This is a genomic window from Luteipulveratus flavus, assembly GCF_029439465.1.
GTDB lineage: Bacteria > Actinomycetota > Actinomycetes > Actinomycetales > Dermatophilaceae > Luteipulveratus > Luteipulveratus flavus.
This window is the reverse complement of sequence record NZ_JAROAV010000037.1, coordinates 22,106-38,125: the sequence shown is the minus strand read 5'-3', so window position 1 is coordinate 38,125 and position 16,020 is coordinate 22,106. Positions and strand designations below refer to the sequence as shown.

General features: G+C 72.6%; 18 protein-coding genes. 12 read left to right on the top strand and 6 right to left on the bottom strand.

The features are described 5' to 3' along the window. On the bottom strand, positions 1–894 hold the full coding sequence (gene mshD, locus P4R38_RS15045; protein ID WP_277192881.1) for a mycothiol synthase: 894 nt from the start codon (positions 892–894) through the stop codon (positions 1–3). Between the two features lie 123 nt (positions 895–1,017). On the opposite strand from mshD, the gene P4R38_RS15040 reads away from it, so the two are divergent. Further along, positions 1,018–2,838 (top strand): bifunctional metallophosphatase/5'-nucleotidase, encoded by a 1,821-nt coding sequence (locus tag P4R38_RS15040; RefSeq protein WP_277192880.1) that lies wholly within the window; start codon positions 1,018–1,020, stop codon positions 2,836–2,838. Between the two features lie 65 nt (positions 2,839–2,903). On the opposite strand, the gene P4R38_RS15035 is transcribed toward P4R38_RS15040, so the two are convergent. Then, the gene (locus P4R38_RS15035; RefSeq protein ID WP_275238018.1) at positions 2,904–3,611 is read right to left on the bottom strand and encodes a response regulator transcription factor; all 708 of its coding nucleotides are present in this window, start codon (positions 3,609–3,611) and stop codon (positions 2,904–2,906) included. A 93-nt stretch (positions 3,612–3,704) separates the two neighbouring features. Here P4R38_RS15035 and P4R38_RS15030 point away from each other — a divergent pair, with 93 nt between their 5' ends. Next, the gene (locus P4R38_RS15030; protein WP_275238019.1) at positions 3,705–3,959 is read left to right on the top strand and encodes a MoaD/ThiS family protein; all 255 of its coding nucleotides are present in this window, start codon (positions 3,705–3,707) and stop codon (positions 3,957–3,959) included. Between the two features lie 16 nt (positions 3,960–3,975). Then, positions 3,976–4,734, top strand: a complete 759-nt coding sequence (locus P4R38_RS15025) for a hypothetical protein (protein WP_277192879.1) — start codon at positions 3,976–3,978, stop codon at positions 4,732–4,734. Between the two features lie 4 nt (positions 4,735–4,738). On the opposite strand, the gene P4R38_RS15020 is transcribed toward P4R38_RS15025, so the two are convergent. Next, positions 4,739–5,248 carry an FABP family protein gene (locus P4R38_RS15020; RefSeq protein ID WP_275238022.1) on the bottom strand — a complete coding sequence of 170 codons (510 nt, stop codon included), beginning with the start codon at positions 5,246–5,248 and terminating at the stop codon, positions 4,739–4,741. A gap of 48 nt (positions 5,249–5,296) precedes the next feature. Further along, complete coding sequence (locus tag P4R38_RS15015) at positions 5,297–6,376, bottom strand: LCP family protein (RefSeq protein WP_277192878.1); 1,080 nt, start codon at positions 6,374–6,376, stop codon at positions 5,297–5,299. 60 nt (positions 6,377–6,436) lie between these two features. Here P4R38_RS15015 and ygfZ point away from each other — a divergent pair, with 60 nt between their 5' ends. The 4 genes from ygfZ (at position 6,437) to P4R38_RS14995 (ending at position 10,231) form a co-directional block, all read left to right on the top strand. Next, positions 6,437–7,492 carry a CAF17-like 4Fe-4S cluster assembly/insertion protein YgfZ gene (gene ygfZ, locus P4R38_RS15010; RefSeq protein ID WP_277192877.1) on the top strand — a complete coding sequence of 352 codons (1,056 nt, stop codon included), beginning with the start codon at positions 6,437–6,439 and terminating at the stop codon, positions 7,490–7,492. A 79-nt stretch (positions 7,493–7,571) separates the two neighbouring features. Continuing rightward, a complete protein-coding gene (locus P4R38_RS15005; RefSeq protein WP_275238027.1) occupies positions 7,572–7,931 on the top strand; it encodes a helix-turn-helix domain-containing protein in 360 nt (119 codons plus the stop codon). A gap of 47 nt (positions 7,932–7,978) precedes the next feature. Further along, on the top strand, positions 7,979–8,632 hold the full coding sequence (locus P4R38_RS15000; RefSeq protein ID WP_277192876.1) for a hypothetical protein: 654 nt from the start codon (positions 7,979–7,981) through the stop codon (positions 8,630–8,632). A gap of 318 nt (positions 8,633–8,950) precedes the next feature. Next, positions 8,951–10,231 (top strand): DUF2382 domain-containing protein, encoded by a 1,281-nt coding sequence (locus P4R38_RS14995; RefSeq protein WP_277192875.1) that lies wholly within the window; start codon positions 8,951–8,953, stop codon positions 10,229–10,231. A 69-nt stretch (positions 10,232–10,300) separates the two neighbouring features. On the opposite strand, the gene P4R38_RS14990 is transcribed toward P4R38_RS14995, so the two are convergent. Then, positions 10,301–11,380, bottom strand: coding sequence for a peptidoglycan-binding domain-containing protein (locus P4R38_RS14990; RefSeq protein ID WP_277192874.1), 1,080 nt, complete (start codon positions 11,378–11,380; stop codon positions 10,301–10,303). A 133-nt stretch (positions 11,381–11,513) separates the two neighbouring features. On the opposite strand from P4R38_RS14990, the gene P4R38_RS14985 reads away from it, so the two are divergent. From P4R38_RS14985 to manA, 5 genes are read left to right on the top strand one after another with little or no spacing between them, the layout of a single operon-like run. Next, positions 11,514–12,479 carry an asparaginase gene (locus P4R38_RS14985; RefSeq protein ID WP_277192873.1) on the top strand — a complete coding sequence of 322 codons (966 nt, stop codon included), beginning with the start codon at positions 11,514–11,516 and terminating at the stop codon, positions 12,477–12,479. Next, the gene (gene dtd / locus P4R38_RS14980) at positions 12,479–12,904 is read left to right on the top strand and encodes a D-aminoacyl-tRNA deacylase (RefSeq protein WP_275238034.1); all 426 of its coding nucleotides are present in this window, start codon (positions 12,479–12,481) and stop codon (positions 12,902–12,904) included. Before P4R38_RS14985 ends, dtd begins: the two co-directional genes overlap by 1 nt. A 51-nt stretch (positions 12,905–12,955) precedes the next feature. Further along, positions 12,956–13,279, top strand: coding sequence for a DUF2516 family protein (locus tag P4R38_RS14975; RefSeq protein WP_275238036.1), 324 nt, complete (start codon positions 12,956–12,958; stop codon positions 13,277–13,279). Further along, positions 13,276–14,100 (top strand): alpha/beta fold hydrolase, encoded by an 825-nt coding sequence (locus tag P4R38_RS14970; protein WP_275238038.1) that lies wholly within the window; start codon positions 13,276–13,278, stop codon positions 14,098–14,100. The genes P4R38_RS14975 and P4R38_RS14970 overlap by 4 nt, the downstream gene beginning before the upstream one ends. Further along, the gene (manA, locus tag P4R38_RS14965) at positions 14,088–15,212 is read left to right on the top strand and encodes a mannose-6-phosphate isomerase, class I (RefSeq protein ID WP_277192872.1); all 1,125 of its coding nucleotides are present in this window, start codon (positions 14,088–14,090) and stop codon (positions 15,210–15,212) included. Before P4R38_RS14970 ends, manA begins: the two co-directional genes overlap by 13 nt. Here manA and P4R38_RS14960 read toward each other — a convergent pair. Beyond that, on the bottom strand, positions 15,185–15,997 hold the full coding sequence (locus P4R38_RS14960) for a class I SAM-dependent methyltransferase (RefSeq protein ID WP_277192871.1): 813 nt from the start codon (positions 15,995–15,997) through the stop codon (positions 15,185–15,187). The two genes, manA and P4R38_RS14960, sit on opposite strands and share 28 nt — an antisense overlap. Positions 15,998–16,020 lie beyond the last annotated feature (23 nt).

Genomic DNA, 16,020 nt, shown 5'->3' with positions numbered 1-16,020 from the left:
CTATCGTGGCAGGCGTTCGTGAACCGTGCGCGAATACATGACGTCCAGCGCGGACTGCTCGAAGCCCAGCCGGCGGTAGGTCGCGAGCGCGGGCGCGTTGTCGCCCTCGACGTACAGGTCGATCCGCGCCACGCCGCGCGAGGCCAGGTGGCGCAGCCCGAGCGCCGTGACGACGCCGCCGAGGCCGCGCCCCTGGTACGCGGGGTCGACGGCCACGACGTACACCTCGCCGCCCTCGTCGGCGATCTTGGTCCAGTGGGAGGCGGCCAGCGCGCCCGACTTCTGGTCCTCGACGAGGATGAGCCCGGCCGGGTCGAACCACGGCTGGTCCATCCGGTCGCGCAGGTCCGCCAGGGTCATCCGGCCCTGCTCCGGGTGGTGGGCGAACGCGCGGGAGTTCACGTCCAGCCAGGCCTGCTCGTCCCGACCGGGCTCGAACGAGCGCGCTCGAAAACCGCGTGGCACCACGGGTTCCGGGGCGGGGTGGGACTCGACGTCCAGGCTCATCCGCCACAGCTCGCGGACCGGCTCCAGCGCGAGCGACGCAGCGAGCGCCCGGGCCGGCGCGAGGTTGCCGTGCGCCCAGACGCGTACGTCGGACCGGACGCCGAGGGCGCCCTCGAGCAGTGCACGACCGTGGCCGTGGCGCCGGCTGTCGGGGTGCACGACGATCTCGGACGAGCCGTCCGGGGCCACGTGGCCGTACCCGACCAGCGTCCCGTCGGTGACGACGGTGAGGTACGTGGCGGTCGTGCCGTCGCCCCCGGGCGTCCGGTCGAGCGCGAGCAGCGTCTCCTCGGACAGGGGTGCGACACCGTCGGCCGCAGCGGCGGCCTGCGCCACCGCGTGCACGGCGTCGACCTGGGCAGGACTGAGCGCCGTCGACTGCTGCATCGCTGCATTCCATCACGGTTCATCGAGGGTTCCTCGGAGCGAGGCATGTCGCCGCGTCCGCGCGGCTAATCTGCCGGGGTCGCGCGGAGGTCAGTGCCGCGCCCATCGCAAGGAGTGACCCTCATGACCCGACGCCTGTCCATGGGCCTCGCCGCCGCGACCGCGGCCGGCGCCTGTGCCGTGGCGCTCGCCCTGCCGGCCGACGCCGGCGGGGCCGACCACGGCGGTGGCGGCACCGTCCCGATCCAGCTGCTGTCGTACAACGACTTCCACGGCAACCTCGAGCCGCCGACCGGCTCCAGCGGCCGCGTCGTCGTCGACCACAAGATCGATCCCGCGACGGGCAAGGCGGTCGACGTCACCGTCGACGCCGGTGGCGCCGAGTACATGTCGACCCACCTGTCCAGCCTGCGTCAGGGCCACAAGGTCTCCTACACCGTGACGGCGGGCGACCTGATCGGCGCGTCGCCGCTGCTGTCCGCCGCGTTCCACGACGAGAAGACGATCGACGCGCTCAGCATGATGGGCACCGACGTCTCGGCGGTCGGCAACCACGAGTTCGACGAGGGCTCGACCGAGCTGCTGCGCATGCAGCGCGGTGGCTGCCTCGACGACGGTGCCGGCGCCAACAACCAGAACTCCTGCCCCGACGGCGCCGGTACGTTCGACGGCGCCGGCTTCTCCTACCTCGACGCCAACGTGGTCCGCGAGGACACCGGCGAGACGCTGCTGCCCTCGTACACCATCAAGAAGCAGAACGGCGTCCCCGTGGCGTTCGTCGGCCTCACGCTGAAGGAGACGCCGAGCATCGTCACGGCGGCCGGCGTCAAGGGCCTGCAGTTCACCGACGAGGTGAAGGCCGCCAACGCCCTCGTGCCGGAGCTGAAGCGCAAGGGCGTCAACGCGATGGTCATCCTGATCCACCAGGGCGGCAACCTGCCCAAGGAGGACTGGACGGGCCCGGACGGCAAGACCTACCAGGTGAACCCCACGTACGACTACGTCTGCGGCAAGGGCGGCGCGCTCGCCCCCGACTCGCCGATCATCCCGATCGCCAAGGGCCTGGACCCCGCGTACGACGCGATCGTCACCGGTCACACCCACCAGTCGTACAGCTGCACGATCCCCGACCCGGCCGGTCAGCCGCGCACGGTCACCTCGGCGTCCTCGTTCGGCCGGCAGCTGACCGAGACGATCCTGCCGTACAGCCGCAAGACCAAGGACATCGTCCGTCCGGACGTCACCACGCGCGACGTCATCGTCACCCGCGACGTGGCCAAGGACGCGCGGATCACCGACCTCATCACCCGCTCGCAGGCGCAGATCGCGCCCATCGCGAACAAGGTGCTCGGCACGATCACGACCGACGTCTCCAAGACCCAGAACGCCGCGGGCGAGTCGCCGCTGGGCGACCTGATCGCGGACGCGCAGCTGGCGGACCCCTCGACCGTGACCGGTGGCAAGACGCCGCAGATCGCGTTCATGAACCCCGGCGGCATCCGCGCCGACCTGCCGTACGGCCCGGACAACGGGCAGGTGACGTTCGGTGACGCGTTCACGGTGCAGCCGTTCAACAACTACATGGTCTCGCTCGACCTGACCGGTGCCGACCTGTACGCCCTGCTCAACCAGCAGTGGAGCGGTGCCAACGCCGCGTCGCCGAAGGTGCTGCAGGTGTCCAAGGGCTTCACCTACAGCTGGTCCGCAGCGACCAAGCAGGTCGTGCCGGGCAGCGTTCGCCTCAACGGCGTGGCCGTCGACAGCGCCACCACGTACCGCGTCGTGACGAACAACTTCCTGCAGGGCGGGGGCGACGGGTTCGCCGCCTTCACCAAGGGCACCGGCGTCTACTACGGCGGTCTCGACATCGACTCCTTCGCGAGCTACCTGCAGAAGGTCTCGCCCTACACCCCGGGCGCCCTGAACCGCATCACCGTTCAGTGACCTGAGCCCAGCCCGTACGCCGGACGCCCCGGTCTCCCTCGCGGGGGCCGGGGCGTTCGTTGTCCTCAGACGTCGGCGTCCGCCATGCGCTGCTGCCGCAGCTCGTGCGCGCCGACGAAGCGGTACCCGACGTTGCGGACGGTGCCGATCAGGGCCTCGTGCTCCGAGCCGAGCTTGGCCCGCAGCCGGCGGACGTGGACGTCGACCGTGCGCGTGCCGCCGAAGTAGTCGTACCCCCACACCTCCTGCAGCAGCTGCGCCCGGGTGAACACGCGTCCCGGGTGCTGCGCGAGGTACTTCAGCAGCTCGAACTCCTTGTACGTCAGGTCGAGTGAGCGTCCCCGGACGCGGGCGGCGTACGCCTCCTCGTCGATCACCAGCTCGCCGGCGGTGATGTGGACGGGTTCCTCCTCCTCGTCCTGCTCGACGCGTGACATCGCCAGCCGGAGCCGTGCCTCGACCTCGGCGGGGCCGGCGGACTGCAGCACGACGTCGTCGACCTGCCACTCGGCGGTGAGGGCGGTGAGCCCGCCCTCGGTGAAGATCGCGATGAGCGGCGTCGACAGGCCGCTGGAGCGCAGCACGCGGGACAGGCCGCGCGCGCCCGCGAGGTCCCGGCAGGCGTCGAGCAGGACGACGTCACAGTCGGGCGGGTCCACCAGGGCCTGGGGCTCGGGGGGCAGGATGCGCACGCGATGACCGAGGAGACCGAGCGCTGGCAGCACATCGACACTCGCGCCACGCGAGTCGGTGAGCAGCAGCAGACGAGCCATTGCCGGCCAAGAATACTGGCCCGTCGGCCCTCGACCTCGACCTTCGCCGTACCGTGGGATGCGCCACACTCCGTCGATCCGGGAGTACGACCCGTGACCGCAGCCGCTGCGACGCCCGTCCTCGTCCGGTACTGGGCCGCCGCCCGGGCCGCCACCGGGGTCGACGAGGAGACGCTCGAGGGGGCGACCGTGGCCGACGTCCTCGCCGCCGCCCGGGCCGCGCACCCCGGCCTCCAGCCGGTGCTCGGGGTGGCCTCGATCCTCGTTGCGGGCGTGGCGAGCGGCCCGGAGCGGACCCTCGCCGCGGGTGAGACCGTCGAGGTCCTGCCCCCCTTCGCCGGCGGGTGATGGCAGGATTCCCCGCGTGTCCCGCGCCGCTGATCCTGTCCTGACCCCTGTCGCCGCACTGTCGGCTGCGCTGGTCAGCGGTGTCCTCGTGGCCGGCGCCGCCGTGTCCGACGTCGCCACGGCCGGCGCGTTCGTGGTGGGCGCGCTCGTGCTGGCGGTGGGCTGGCCGCGTCTGCTCGCGGTCCCGAGCGCGGGCGGCGTACGGGTCGTCGTCGTGCTGACGGCCGTCCTCGTCGCGGGCGTGAGCGCGCTGGGTGAGGACGAGCGCGGCATGCGGTGGCTACCGACGGTGCTCGCCGTCGCGCTGCTCGCGGCCTTCGGCCATCAGCTGCTGCGCAAGGACGGACGCCGCCGGCTCGTGGTCACGCTGGCGAGCACCTGCCTGGCCATCGGCATCCTCGGCAGCGGCGGGTTCTACCTCGCCGCGCTCGACGAACGGACCGGGCGCCAGCTGGTCGTCGCCGCGGTGGTGGCCTGCACGATCGGCATGGTCGTCGACGTGGCTCTGGCCCGCACCTCGCTGGCCGAGTGGGGCCTGCCGGTGGCGATGGCGGCGTCCGGGATCGTGGCGTTCGTGCTGGCCCAGTCGTGGGGCGTGCGCTGGAGCGCGATGGTGCTGGCCGCGGTGGCGGCACCGCTGGTCGCCCAGCCCGTGCGCCGGCTGCTCGGCCACTCCTCGACCGCGAGGGACCGTGGAGCCCAGGTCGCGCTCGGTGCCGCATCCGTCCTGGCCGCCGGCATCACGGCCTACGCCGTGGCGTGGTTGTTCCGCTGACCGGTCAGGCGTCGAAGGCTTCGACGCGCACCAGCTCCGCGGAGGCGTGGCTCTGCAGCGGCAGACCCATCGCCGCCATGTCCATGGCCCACATCAGCCGGGAGCTCACGAGTCCGTACAGGCGCTTGCCGGCGGAGTACTCGTTGGCGTGCGGGCTGCGGATCACGCCGTCGGTGACGAGCTCGACGCGGGCGGTCTCCGTCCGGCCGTAGTAGAGCTCGACGACGCCCGAGGAGTGGGACAGGACGAGCTCGACCTCGTCGTTCGGCAACGGTCGCCAGAAGCCGAGCTCGCTGGCGAGCGGACGGACCCGCTCACCCTGCTCGTCCAGCAGCCAGGTGTGGCTGTGCCACTCCAGCAGCGGCCGCCCGTCGTGGAAGCAGTGCACCTCCTGCGCGAAGCGGGCGTCGTCGATCGTCGGGTAGCCGATCGTGCCCGCGCCCTCCCACCGACCGGCCAGCCAGGCCAGCGGTGCGAGCTCGCGGGGGAGGTCGGGATCCAGTTCGAAGGGCACGTCCGCGATCGTAACGGCGGTGGGTGGACCGGCGGTCTCCTCGGGCGGTCAGCCGGGGCTCGACGTGGTCTTCGGCAGGTCGGCGACGCGGTCCTCGCGCAGTGCCGTGCCGAGCCGGGCCATCCCGGCGTCGTCGACCACGTCGACCGACCCGACGCCCGGCACCGAACGGAAACCCGAGAACGGTGCCGTGGCGAAGGTGACGCCGCCGCCGCGCAGGTTGCGCAGGCTGAGCGCGAGCGAGCGCATCTCGCCCGTGCTGAACCCGTCGTCGACGACGAGGTTGGACGTCGTGTCGTCCACCACGTGCGCCAGCCGGACCGGGTTGGCCAGCGTCCCGGCGCGCAGCGTCTTGTCCAAGAGCCCCTTGAGCCAGGCCTGCTGCCGGCGACCGCGGTCGATGTCGCCCTCGCTGAGCTGCTTGCGCTCGCGGACGAACGCCAGCGCCGCGTCCCCGTCCAGGTGGTTGATCCCCCGGGTGAACGTGTGGCCGTCGGAGGTGGTGGGCTGGTCGACGTTGACGTCGACGCCGCCGACCGTGTTCGTCAGGTCGCGGAAGCCGTCGAAGCCGATCTGCGCCACGTGGTCGATCCGGACATGGAGCATGCCCTCCATCGTCTGCACCAGCAGCGGCGCGCCGCCGAACGCGTACGCGGCGTTGATCTTGTTCCTGCCGTGGCCGGGGATGGGGACGTACAGGTCGCGGGGGAAGTGGATCACCTGGACCGACGATCGGTCGTCGGAGATGTGGACCAGCTGGATCACGTCGGCGCGGCTGGCGTCCTGCAGCTGCTCGGTCCGGCTGTCCGACCCGAGCAGCAGGATGTTCTGGGCGTCGCCGGCCCCCTGAGCCCGCGCGGCGCGGGACTCCGCGGGCGGGAGCAGCGGGTCGTGGCGCACGTTGGCGCTGACGAGGTGGTCGAGGTAGAGGCCGAAGCCGACCGCGGCCAGCACGACCACGAGGAGCATCGTCAGCAGCGTGTACGCGATCACGCGCGCCCGGCTGCGTGGCCGACGCCCGCGCTCAGGCCCGGTCGTGGGCTCCTCCCCGGGCGCCGTCTCCGTGCTCGCACCGGTGCCGGCCCGTTGCGCCGTGCCCTCCCCGCCGACAGGCGCCTCCCCGCTCATGCGCCGCAGTCTAGGTGCGGGCCTGCGGATCGGCAGGCGTTCCCGACGTACCCTCGATGCATGACCGACATCGCCGAGCCCACCGCCGTCAGCCCGCTGCTGAGCCGGCCCGGAGCGGTCGCCGCGGAGGGTCGGGACGCCGGAGTGGCCGCCCACTACGGCGACCCGTCGCGTGAGCAGCGGATGCTGCAGGAGGGCCTGGCCGTCGTCGACCTCTCGCACCGCGGCGTCGTCCGCGTCACCGGGCAGGACCGGCTGACCTGGCTGGACTCCATGACGACCCAGCAGCTCAAGGACCTCCCGCCGCACCGGTCGGCCGAGTCGCTCGTGCTCAGCCCGAAGGGCCATGTCGAGCACGCGCTGCACGTCGTCGACGACGGCACCGCGACGTGGCTGTCCGTCGAGCCGGGCACCTCCGGCGAGCTGACCGAGTGGCTGGACCGGATGCGGTTCATGCTGCGGGTCGAGGTCGAGGACGTCAGCGACCGGTACGCGGTCCTGGGCGAGCCGATCGGGGCCGAGTCGACGCCCCAGGAGCTGCAGGAGCGGGGCGAGATCGCCTGGCGCGACCCGTGGCCCGAGCCCGGTGCGGACACCGCGGCGTACAGCTCGGCCGACCCGCACCCGGCGGCCGGGCGCGCGTGGCGCGAGCTCGTCGTCCCGGTGGAGCGGCTGGGGGAACGGGTCGGGGACCGGCCCCCCGCGGGCCTGTGGGCGGCGGAGGCCGAGCGGGTCGCGGCGTGGCGCCCGAGGCTCGGCCAGGAGACCGACCACCGGACCATCCCGCACGAGCTGGACTGGCTGCGGACGGCCGTCCACCTGCACAAGGGCTGCTACCGCGGGCAGGAGACCGTCGCCCGGGTCCACAACCTCGGGCGGCCGCCGCGCCGGCTCGCGTTCGTGCACCTCGACGGCTCCGGTCACGTCCTCCCCGACGCAGGGACCCCCGTCGAAGTGGCCGGTGGCGGACGCCCGGTCGGCCACCTGACCAGCGTCGCGCGGCACCGCGAGGACGGGCCGATCGGGCTGGTGCTGCTCAAGCGCAACGTGCCCGTCGAGGCCGACCTGGTGATCGGTGGCGTCGCCGCCGCGCAGACCGTCGTCGTCGACCCCTGACCTCTCCAGGCGCCTGCGTGAGTCAGATCACGCTAACCAGGGCTTGCATCGTGCTAACTACAGCAAGCATGATGAGGGCGTGACGTCCAAGATCCCCGTTCCCGCCGTACCCGACCTGGGTGCGTACCTGCGGGAGCAGCGTCAGGCCGCCGAGCTGTCGATCCGGCAGCTGGCGGATCGCACCGGGATCAGCAACCCCTACCTGTCACAGATCGAGCGCGGGCTGAAGCGGCCCAGCGCCGACATCCTGCAGGCCCTGGCGAAGGGCCTGCGGATCTCGGCCGAGCAGCTGTACGTCCGCGCCGGGATCCTCGAGGCCCGTGACGAGGAGGTCGCCACCGGCTTCGACGTCCGGGTGGCGATCAAGGCAGACCCGAGGCTGACCGACCGGCAGCGCGCCGTGCTGCTCGACGTCTACGCCTCGTTCGTGGGCGACTGACCACCGGCGCCCTCGCCCATCCAGACCGTTCACCGAGAGGAAGTCTCATGCCAGTGCTGACCAACCTGCGCAAGACCGTCACCGACCCGACCCCCCTGTACGCCGCTGTCGGCGTGGCCGACCTGGCCATCTCCGCCGCGCGCACCGCCTCGGACGAGGCCACCGACCGCGTGAACGAGCGTGTCTCCGACGTGAGCGACCGGGTCGCCGGCCTGCGCGCCGAGCTCGAGCCCACCGTCCTGTCCACCAAGGTGCAGACCATCGCCAAGGACGCCGTCGCCCAGGTGCGGTCCGTCCCGGCGACCCTCGAGGCCCGTCGCAAGTCCTTCGCCGGCCAGGCCGAGAAGTCCTACGTCGACTTCAGCAAGCGGGGCGAGAAGGTCGTCGCCGACCTGCGTCAGCAGCAGGACCGCACCACCCAGCAGCTGGTCTCGCAGGGCAAGGACGCCGTCGCCACCGCCCGCAAGACCGCCGACGACACCCAGGCCCGCGCCCGCCGTACCGTCCTGGTCGGGCGCAAGGAGGCCGCCGAGGTCGTCTCGGACGCCGCGAAGTCGGTCGAGCAGGCGGCGGCCGCGGTCGACGCCGAGGCCACCCACGAGGTCCGCTCCACCGCGGCCCGTACCCGCAAGGCCCCCGCGAAGAAGGCCCCGGCCAAGAAGGCTCCGGCCAAGAAGTCCGCCGCCAAGCCGGCCAACTGAGCACGACGGAGCCGTCACGGCGCCGAGGCCCCCGCGAGCAGCTGCTCGCGGGGGCCTCGTGCGTGGGCGAGAGGTGGCGGATCGCGTCCTGGAAGCGACGGGACCGGGTACCGTTGGCGGCAGTGGCCGACCCCTAGGGGTGACGTGCTCCCTCCCTCAGGTCATGGGTTGGCCTCGAAAATCGCGGTTTCGCAACGTTCGGGCCACCCCAGGTCTAGACAACGCGCACCCAAGGTGCTCCGCTGTGAGAAGGGCGTGCAGCACGTTCCTCGGGGCGCGCCTCACAGCAGTCATCCGATCACGAAGAGGGGTCTGACAATGATCACCACGGATCAGGTACAGACGGTGCGCGGCGGTCACGCACTCGACAGCAACGGCGAGAAGATCGGCTCGATCGGCGAGGTCTACCTCGACGACCGTACGGGCAACCCGGCCTGGGTCACCGTCAACACGGGCCTGTTCGGCACCTCGGAGTCGTTCATCCCGCTGCAGGACGCCACGGTCGAGGGCAAGGACGTCAAGGTCCCGTACACCAAGGACAAGGTCAAGGACGCCCCGCGCGTCGACGCCGAGCAGCACCTCGACGTCGAGCAGGAGAAGGAGCTCTACCGCTACTACGGCGTCTCCTACGACGCCCAGTCGACCACCGGCCAGACCGGCCGAGGCACCAGCAGCGACGAGGCCCAGACGCAGGCCATCGACACCAGTGGCGGCACCGGGCGGGACACCGCCGCCGCGGGCACGGCAGCTGCCGGGACCGCAGCAGCCGGAGCCGGATTCGCCGGTCGCGACCGCACCGACGCCGACCGTGGCCGTACGGACGCCGACCGTGGCCGTACCGATGCCGACCGTGGTCGTACGGACGCCACCACCGGCCGCGCCGACACGGCCGACTCCGACCTCGCGACCAACCGCGCGAGCTTCGACGCGGGACGCGGTGAGCAGTCCTCCTACGACACCGCCACGACCGGCCGGGCCGACACCGACACGACCGACCGGAGCCGTACGGGCGACCGCGACGCCGTGTCCCGGACCGACGCCACCGCCGGCCGGACGGACACCGACACCGGCACCGCCACCCAGCGCTCCGGTCTCACCGGCGAGCGGGCCACCCAGGGTGACGCCCGTGACCTCGACGGCGACGGCGTCGTCACGCGGTACGAGGAGCGGCTGAGCGTCGCCAAGGAGCGCCGCGAGACCGGCCGGTTCCGGCTGCGCAAGTCGGTCGTCACCGAGGACCACACGGTCACCGTGCCGCTGACCCGCGAGGAGGTCAGCCTCGAGCGCTTCGCCATCGACACGCCGGAGGCCGTCGACCACGACCCGTTCGGCGCCGAGGACGACGTGCGCGAGTTCGTCATCTACGAGGAGGTCCCCGTGGTGACGAAGCAGGCCGTCGCGGTCGAGCGGATCGGGCTGCGCAAGAACATGGTCCAGGAGGAGCGCCAGGTCACCGACAAGATCCGCAAGGAGCGGTTCGACCTCGACGGTGACGGTGTCCCGGACAACCTCCGGTCCAGCTTCCGCGGCGACGACACCCGCTCGTCCGACACCAGCGGGACCGACCGCCGTTCCACCGACAAGGACACCGACCGCTGACGTCGGCAGTCCCGCACACGCAGGAGCCCGGTCGGCCTCGCCGACCGGGCTCTCGCCTGCCCGTGACGGTCAGCGCAGCAGGATGGAGTTCTGCTTCGCGGTCTCCGGCGGGTGGCCGGGGTTGGTCGCGGCGTACGTGCGCAGCTGCGTGGCCGTGAGCCGGTGCACGTAGTCCGCGGTCGTGGCGGAGATGGAGTCGGCCACCAGGTAGTACGTCCCGTCGAACCCCAGGACCGTGACCCAGTGCGACACCGGCCCGCTGACCGATTTGGCGTACGGCATCTTGTAGACGTCACCGCCGGCGATGGACGGCCGGCCGGCGCGGGCCTGGGTCAGGGTGTCCTCGATGCCGCCGTGCCACAGGCTCATGCCGTACTTGCCGAAGCCGTTGACGAAGTCGGGGTACTCGGTGCCGATGGCGTCGCGCGCCGCCGTGTGGGCCAGGCCCATCGCGACGTAACGGAAGTTCTCCACGGCCGTCCGCCGGGTCGTGACGTCCCAGGTCCAGCCCGACGGCGTCTTTCCCTGGTGGATGAGCAGCACGATGGCCGCGACCGGGCCGCAGTTGGACCACTGCGCGGTGCCGGTGTCGCGCTGCAGCATCGGATACATCGGCCCCGAGGAGACCGGCCCGAACAGCGAGGACCACGCGAGCATCGAGACGTAGTCGGAGCGGCCGACGTTGTGGCCGACCTGGAACGCCCACACGTTGCGCCGGGTCTTGGAGCCGAAGTACGTCGTGCCGTCCATGTGGTAGCCGTGCTTGATCAGCAGCGTCTGCAGGCCGCCCACGAAGTAGTTGGTCTCGCCGTAGTGGGTGGCCGGGAGGTCGCCGATCAGGACGCGGAAGGTGGCGTCGTTGCAGGTGCCGGTCGCGGGCAGGCCGCGGCGGGACTGGAACGCGCGCACGGCACTGGTGGTGGCCGTGTCGTAGGTGTTGGCGATGCCGCAGTGGTGGCCCCGGTGCGTCAGCAGGTAGCGCAGCGCGCGGACCGACAGCCCGGTCATGCCGGGCGAGAGGGTCGGGAACGTTCCCGTGGAGTAGTTGGGGGCTGCGGAGGCAGCGGGCGCACCGAGCAGGAGTCCGGCGCCGGCGGCGGTCGCCACCGCGCCCCCCAGGACGGCTCGGCGGGTGAGTTGTGCGGTCATCGGAACGGTCTCCCGTCGTGGACGAAGGATGGTGCGGGAGCCCCGACCCCCTCGTCCACCATGCCACGCGAACGGGCGATGAGGCTCGTGGACCACCCCCGATCTGCCGAAGGGGCGGTCCTACGCTGCTGGAGTGACCGACCCGAACCCGCTCGCTGCCGCCCCCGTCCTCGCGCACGTCGTCCGCTCCGGCTTCGTGGAGTCCGTCCATCACGTCGTGGCCGTGGAGGTCGCTGCGGACGGCTCGGTCACGCGGGCGTACGGCGACGTCACCGCGCCGATGATGCCGCGGTCCTCGAACAAGCCGATGCAGGCGGTCGCCATGCTGCGGGCCGGCGCCGACCTCGACGGTGAGCTGCTGGCGCTGGCGTCCGCGAGCCACTCCGGCGAGGCCTTCCATATCGAGGGCGTCCGCCGGATCCTCGCCGACGCGGGTCTGGCCGAGCAGGACCTGCAGAACACCCCGGACCTCCCGCTGGACGAGCGGGCGCGCCAGGTCTGGCTGCAGGAGGGCCGGCCGAAGCGGCCGATCGCGCAGAACTGCTCCGGCAAGCACGCAGCCATGCTCGCCGCCTGCGCGGCCGCCGGGTGGGACCTGGAGACCTACCGCGACCCGCAGCACCCGCTCCAGCGGCTGATGGCCGAGACGATCGGCGAGCTCGCCGGCGAGCCGGTCGCGGCGACCGGCGTCGACGGCTGCGGCGCGCCGGTCATGGCGATCGGCCTGGCCGGGCTGGCGCGGTCGTTCGGCCGGATCGCGGCGGCCCCGGCAGGAGGCCCGGAGGCGCGGGTACGCGACGCGATCCGCGCGTACCCGGAGTACCTCGGCGGCACCCGGCGCGACGTCACGGCGCTGATCCGCGGCGTCGACGGGCTGATCGCCAAGGACGGCGCCGAGGCGGTGTACGCGGCGGGGCTGGCCGACGGGCGCGGCTTCGCGGTCAAGGTCACCGACGGGTCGCAGCGGGCGCGGACGCCCGTGATGGCGGCGCTCCTGCGTACCGCGGGCGTCGACGCACCGGTGCTGGACGAGGTCGGCCACGTGGCGGTGCTCGGGCACGGGGAGCCGGTGGGCTCGGTCGAGGTTCACGGGCTCTGATGCGGGCCGTCCTCCAGCGGGTCACCCGCGCGTCGGTGTCGGTCGACGGCGAGGTCGTCGGGGCGATCGACCGCCCGGGGCTGCTCGCCCTGGTCGCCGCCACGCACGACGACGGCCCCGAGCAGGTCGCGGCGATGGCGCGCAAGATCGCCGAGCTGCGCATCCTGCGAGACGAACGGTCGGTGGCCGACGAGGGTGCGCCGGTCCTGGTCGTCTCCCAGTTCACCCTGTACGGAGAGACCCGCAAGGGCCGGCGTCCGTCCTGGTCCAGGGCGGCACCCGGACCGGTGGCCGAGCCGCTGGTGGAGGCCGTGGTCGAGGCGCTGCGCGGGCTCGGGCTGGACGTCGCGACCGGCCGGTTCGGGGCGATGATGCAGGTCGAGTCGGTCAACGACGGCCCGTTCACGGTGCTCGTCGACGTCTGAACCGGCGGTGTTGACCACGAGGAGCACGGTGCGACGCCGTACCCTTACGCCATGAACAACGGCTTGTTTCAGGTGCAGAACGTCGTGGCGCTGGTGCTGAGCATCGCGCTGTTCGTCATGCAGCTGTCCGCGTTCGTCGACGCGCTGCGCCACCGCGAAGACGCCTACCGCGCCGCGGGCAAGCTGACCAAGGTCTGGTGGTGCGCGATCACGGGCGTGTGCGCGGCGCTCGGCCTGCTCAGCCTCGGTAACCCCCTGTCGATCTTCGAGATCATCGCTGTCGTCGGGGCCGCCGTCTACCTGGCCGACGTCCGTCCCGCGCTGCACCGGGTCATGGGCCGCGGCCGCAACGAGGGTCCGTACGGTCCGTGGTGACCGCCACCGCACACACCCTCACCTCGCTCCTGCCCACCCGTGAGGGTGCGCTGGAGTACCTGCTGACCGGATCCGGTTCTCCCACCACGGTTTTCGCGCACGGTCTCGCCGGCTCGATCGACACCACCCGCCCGTTCGGCGGCGCCGTCGCCGGCACCCGGGCGTTCTTCCACTTCCGCGGGCACGGCGCGTCGTCGTCACCGGAGTCGCCCTGGACGTACGCGGCGCTCGCCGGTGAGCTGCGCGCGGTCGCCGACCACGTGGGGGCCACGCGGGCGCTCGGCGTCAGCATGGGGGCCGGGGCGCTGTGCCACTGGCTCGCCCAGCAGCCGGACCGGTTCGAGCGGGTCGTGCTGGTCATCCCCGCCGTCCTGGACACCCCTCGCCGCGACGCCGCGCTCGACCGGCTGCTGCGGATGGGCGAGCTCGCCGACGAGCGGGACGTCGACGGCGTCACCGACCTGCTCCTGCAGGAGCAGCCCGCCGCCGAGCGCGAGCGGGCCGCCGTGATCGGCTGGTGCCGGGCGCAGGCGGAGACGATCGTGCGGACCGACGTCAGCCGGGCGCTCCGGACGATCCCGCACGAGGTGGCGATGTCGTCCCGTGAGGCGCTGAGGCGGGTGGACGTACCCGTCCTGCTCATCGCCCAGGAGGAGGACCCGGCGCACCCGGTGTGGGTCGCCGAGCAGGCCGCCGGCTTGCTCCCGCGCGCCGAGCTCGCCGTGCTGCCACCCGGCGGCATCCTGTGGCGGCACCGCGCCCAGGTCCGCCGGATGATCGGTGAGTTCCTGTCCCTCAGAGGTGACACATGCACCGACTGACGCCGGTGGTCCAGAACTACGAGTGGGGCTCGTACGAGGGGCTGGCGCGCATCAGCGGGCGTCCGTTCCCGACCGCGGTGCCGGAGGCGGAGCTGTGGATGGGTGCGCACGAGGCCGCGCCGTCCGAGCTCGGTGTCGACGACGACCGGACCACGCTGGACCAGGCCATCGCGAGTGACCCGGTCGCCTGGCTCGGGCCGGCGGTCGCGGACCGGTTCGGCGGGCGGTTGCCGTTCCTGCTGAAGGTGCTGGCGCCGGCCAAGGCGCTCTCCATCCAGGTCCACCCCGACCCCGACCGCGCCGCGTCGGCTCCGCAGGAGACGTACGCCGACACCTGGCCCAAGCCCGAGGCCTGGGTGGCGGTCGAGCCGACGGAGGCGTTCGTCGGCTCGCGTCCGTTCGACGAGGTTCGTTCGCTGGCCTCGCATCTCGGGGTCGCGGGTCTCTCCGCGCTGGTCGAGCGGGCCGCCTCGACCGACTCCCCGGCGCACGAGCTGCTACGCCTCGTCCTCGGCGCGACGGACCCCGAGGCACTCGTCGGCGAGGTGCTGGACGCCTGCGCGAGTCGCGCGAACGACCCGACCGTCGCGGCGGTCCTGCGGGTCGCCGAGCACTTCCCCCACGACATCGGGCTGGTGGTCCTGCTCACCATGCGGCACCGGTCTCTGGAGCCGGGTGACCACGTCTTCCTCGACGCGGGGGTGCTGCACTCGCTGACCAGCGGACTGGTCGTCGAGGTCCTGGCCAACTCCGACAACGTCGTACGCGCAGGACTGACGCCCAAGAAGATCGACGTTCCGGAGCTGCTGCACATCGTCGACGTCGACTCGCAGGTGCGCGTCGAACCGGGCGCGGACGAGGACGGCTGGACGAGCTTCGCGCCGCACACGCCGTACTTCCGGCTCGACCTCACGCGGCTGTCCGGCGCGAGCGCCCGGGTGCCGGGCGACCAGCGGCCGCGCATCGTGCTCTGCCTGGACGGGTCCGCGCAGCTCACCACCGACGGCGACCTGTGGCTGGAGTCGGGGGAGTCGGCGTACCTCCTGCCGGGCGAAGAGGTGACCGCGACCGGCGACGGCACGCTCTACGTCGCGGCGCCCGGACTCGACTGAGGCGCGACCGCGCTCCAGGCGACCGTGATCTCGCCGAGCCGCCACCGGCTCGGCCCGTCCTCCAGGGGCCAGCCCGCCTCGCGCAGCGCGCCCGCCGTCGCCAGGAACCGCTGCCGGGCGCCGTACGACGCGTGCGGGCTGGAGCGCGCCCACGCTCGGCTGAGCGCCTGCAGGTACGCGTGCACCGGCTCGCCGGGGACGTTGCGGTGGATGAGCGCCTTGGGCAGCCGTTCGGCGACGGTGGCGGGGTCGTCGAGCGCGGCCAGCCGCATCGAGAGGGTGAGGGAGAGGGGGCCGGCCCGGTCCAGCGCCACCCAGGTGGCCAGCCGCCCGACCTCGTCGCACGTCCCGTCGACGAGCAGGCCGTCCGGGGCCAGCCGGTCCTGCAGCCGCCCCCATGCCGACGTCACCTGATCCTCGTCGTACTGGCGCAGCACGTTGAACGCCCGGACCACGGTCGCGTCCCGCCCGCCCAGCGGCACCTCGAACCCGCCCAGCCGGAACGACAGGTGCTCGTGCTCGAGGGGCTTCCCCGCGTCGACGCGCGCAGGGTCGATCTCGACGCCCACGACGTCCAGGTCGGTACGGACGGCGCTCAGCCGGTCGTACAGCTCGACGGCGGTGATGGGGGAGGCGCCGTACCCGAGGTCGACCACCACCGGCGGCTCCGGCGACCGCCGCAGCCGCCACGCCTGCGGTCCAGCGAGCCAGCGGTCGCAGCGCCGCAGCCGGTTGGGGTTGGTGGTCCCGCGGGTGATCGCTCCGACGGGCCGCTGCGTGCTCACGGCGCCACGCTATCCAGCGGCGT

What these genes read in the sequence shown, in the direction of transcription:
- mshD (WP_277192881.1), bottom strand. Translation starts at nt 894, where the DNA reads ATGCAGCAGTCGACGGCGCTCAGTCCTGCCCAGGTCGACGCCGTGCAC.
- manA (WP_277192872.1), top strand. Translation starts at nt 14,088, where the DNA reads ATGCACCGACTGACGCCGGTGGTCCAGAACTACGAGTGGGGCTCGTAC.
- P4R38_RS15035 (WP_275238018.1), bottom strand. Translation starts at nt 3,611, where the DNA reads ATGGCTCGTCTGCTGCTGCTCACCGACTCGCGTGGCGCGAGTGTCGAT.
- dtd (WP_275238034.1), top strand. Translation starts at nt 12,479, where the DNA reads ATGCGGGCCGTCCTCCAGCGGGTCACCCGCGCGTCGGTGTCGGTCGAC.
- P4R38_RS14990 (WP_277192874.1), bottom strand. Translation starts at nt 11,380, where the DNA reads ATGACCGCACAACTCACCCGCCGAGCCGTCCTGGGGGGCGCGGTGGCG.
- P4R38_RS14995 (WP_277192875.1), top strand. Translation starts at nt 8,951, where the DNA reads ATGATCACCACGGATCAGGTACAGACGGTGCGCGGCGGTCACGCACTC.
- P4R38_RS14975 (WP_275238036.1), top strand. Translation starts at nt 12,956, where the DNA reads ATGAACAACGGCTTGTTTCAGGTGCAGAACGTCGTGGCGCTGGTGCTG.
- ygfZ (WP_277192877.1), top strand. Translation starts at nt 6,437, where the DNA reads ATGACCGACATCGCCGAGCCCACCGCCGTCAGCCCGCTGCTGAGCCGG.
- P4R38_RS15040 (WP_277192880.1), top strand. Translation starts at nt 1,018, where the DNA reads ATGACCCGACGCCTGTCCATGGGCCTCGCCGCCGCGACCGCGGCCGGC.
- P4R38_RS15015 (WP_277192878.1), bottom strand. Translation starts at nt 6,376, where the DNA reads ATGAGCGGGGAGGCGCCTGTCGGCGGGGAGGGCACGGCGCAACGGGCC.
- P4R38_RS15000 (WP_277192876.1), top strand. Translation starts at nt 7,979, where the DNA reads ATGCCAGTGCTGACCAACCTGCGCAAGACCGTCACCGACCCGACCCCC.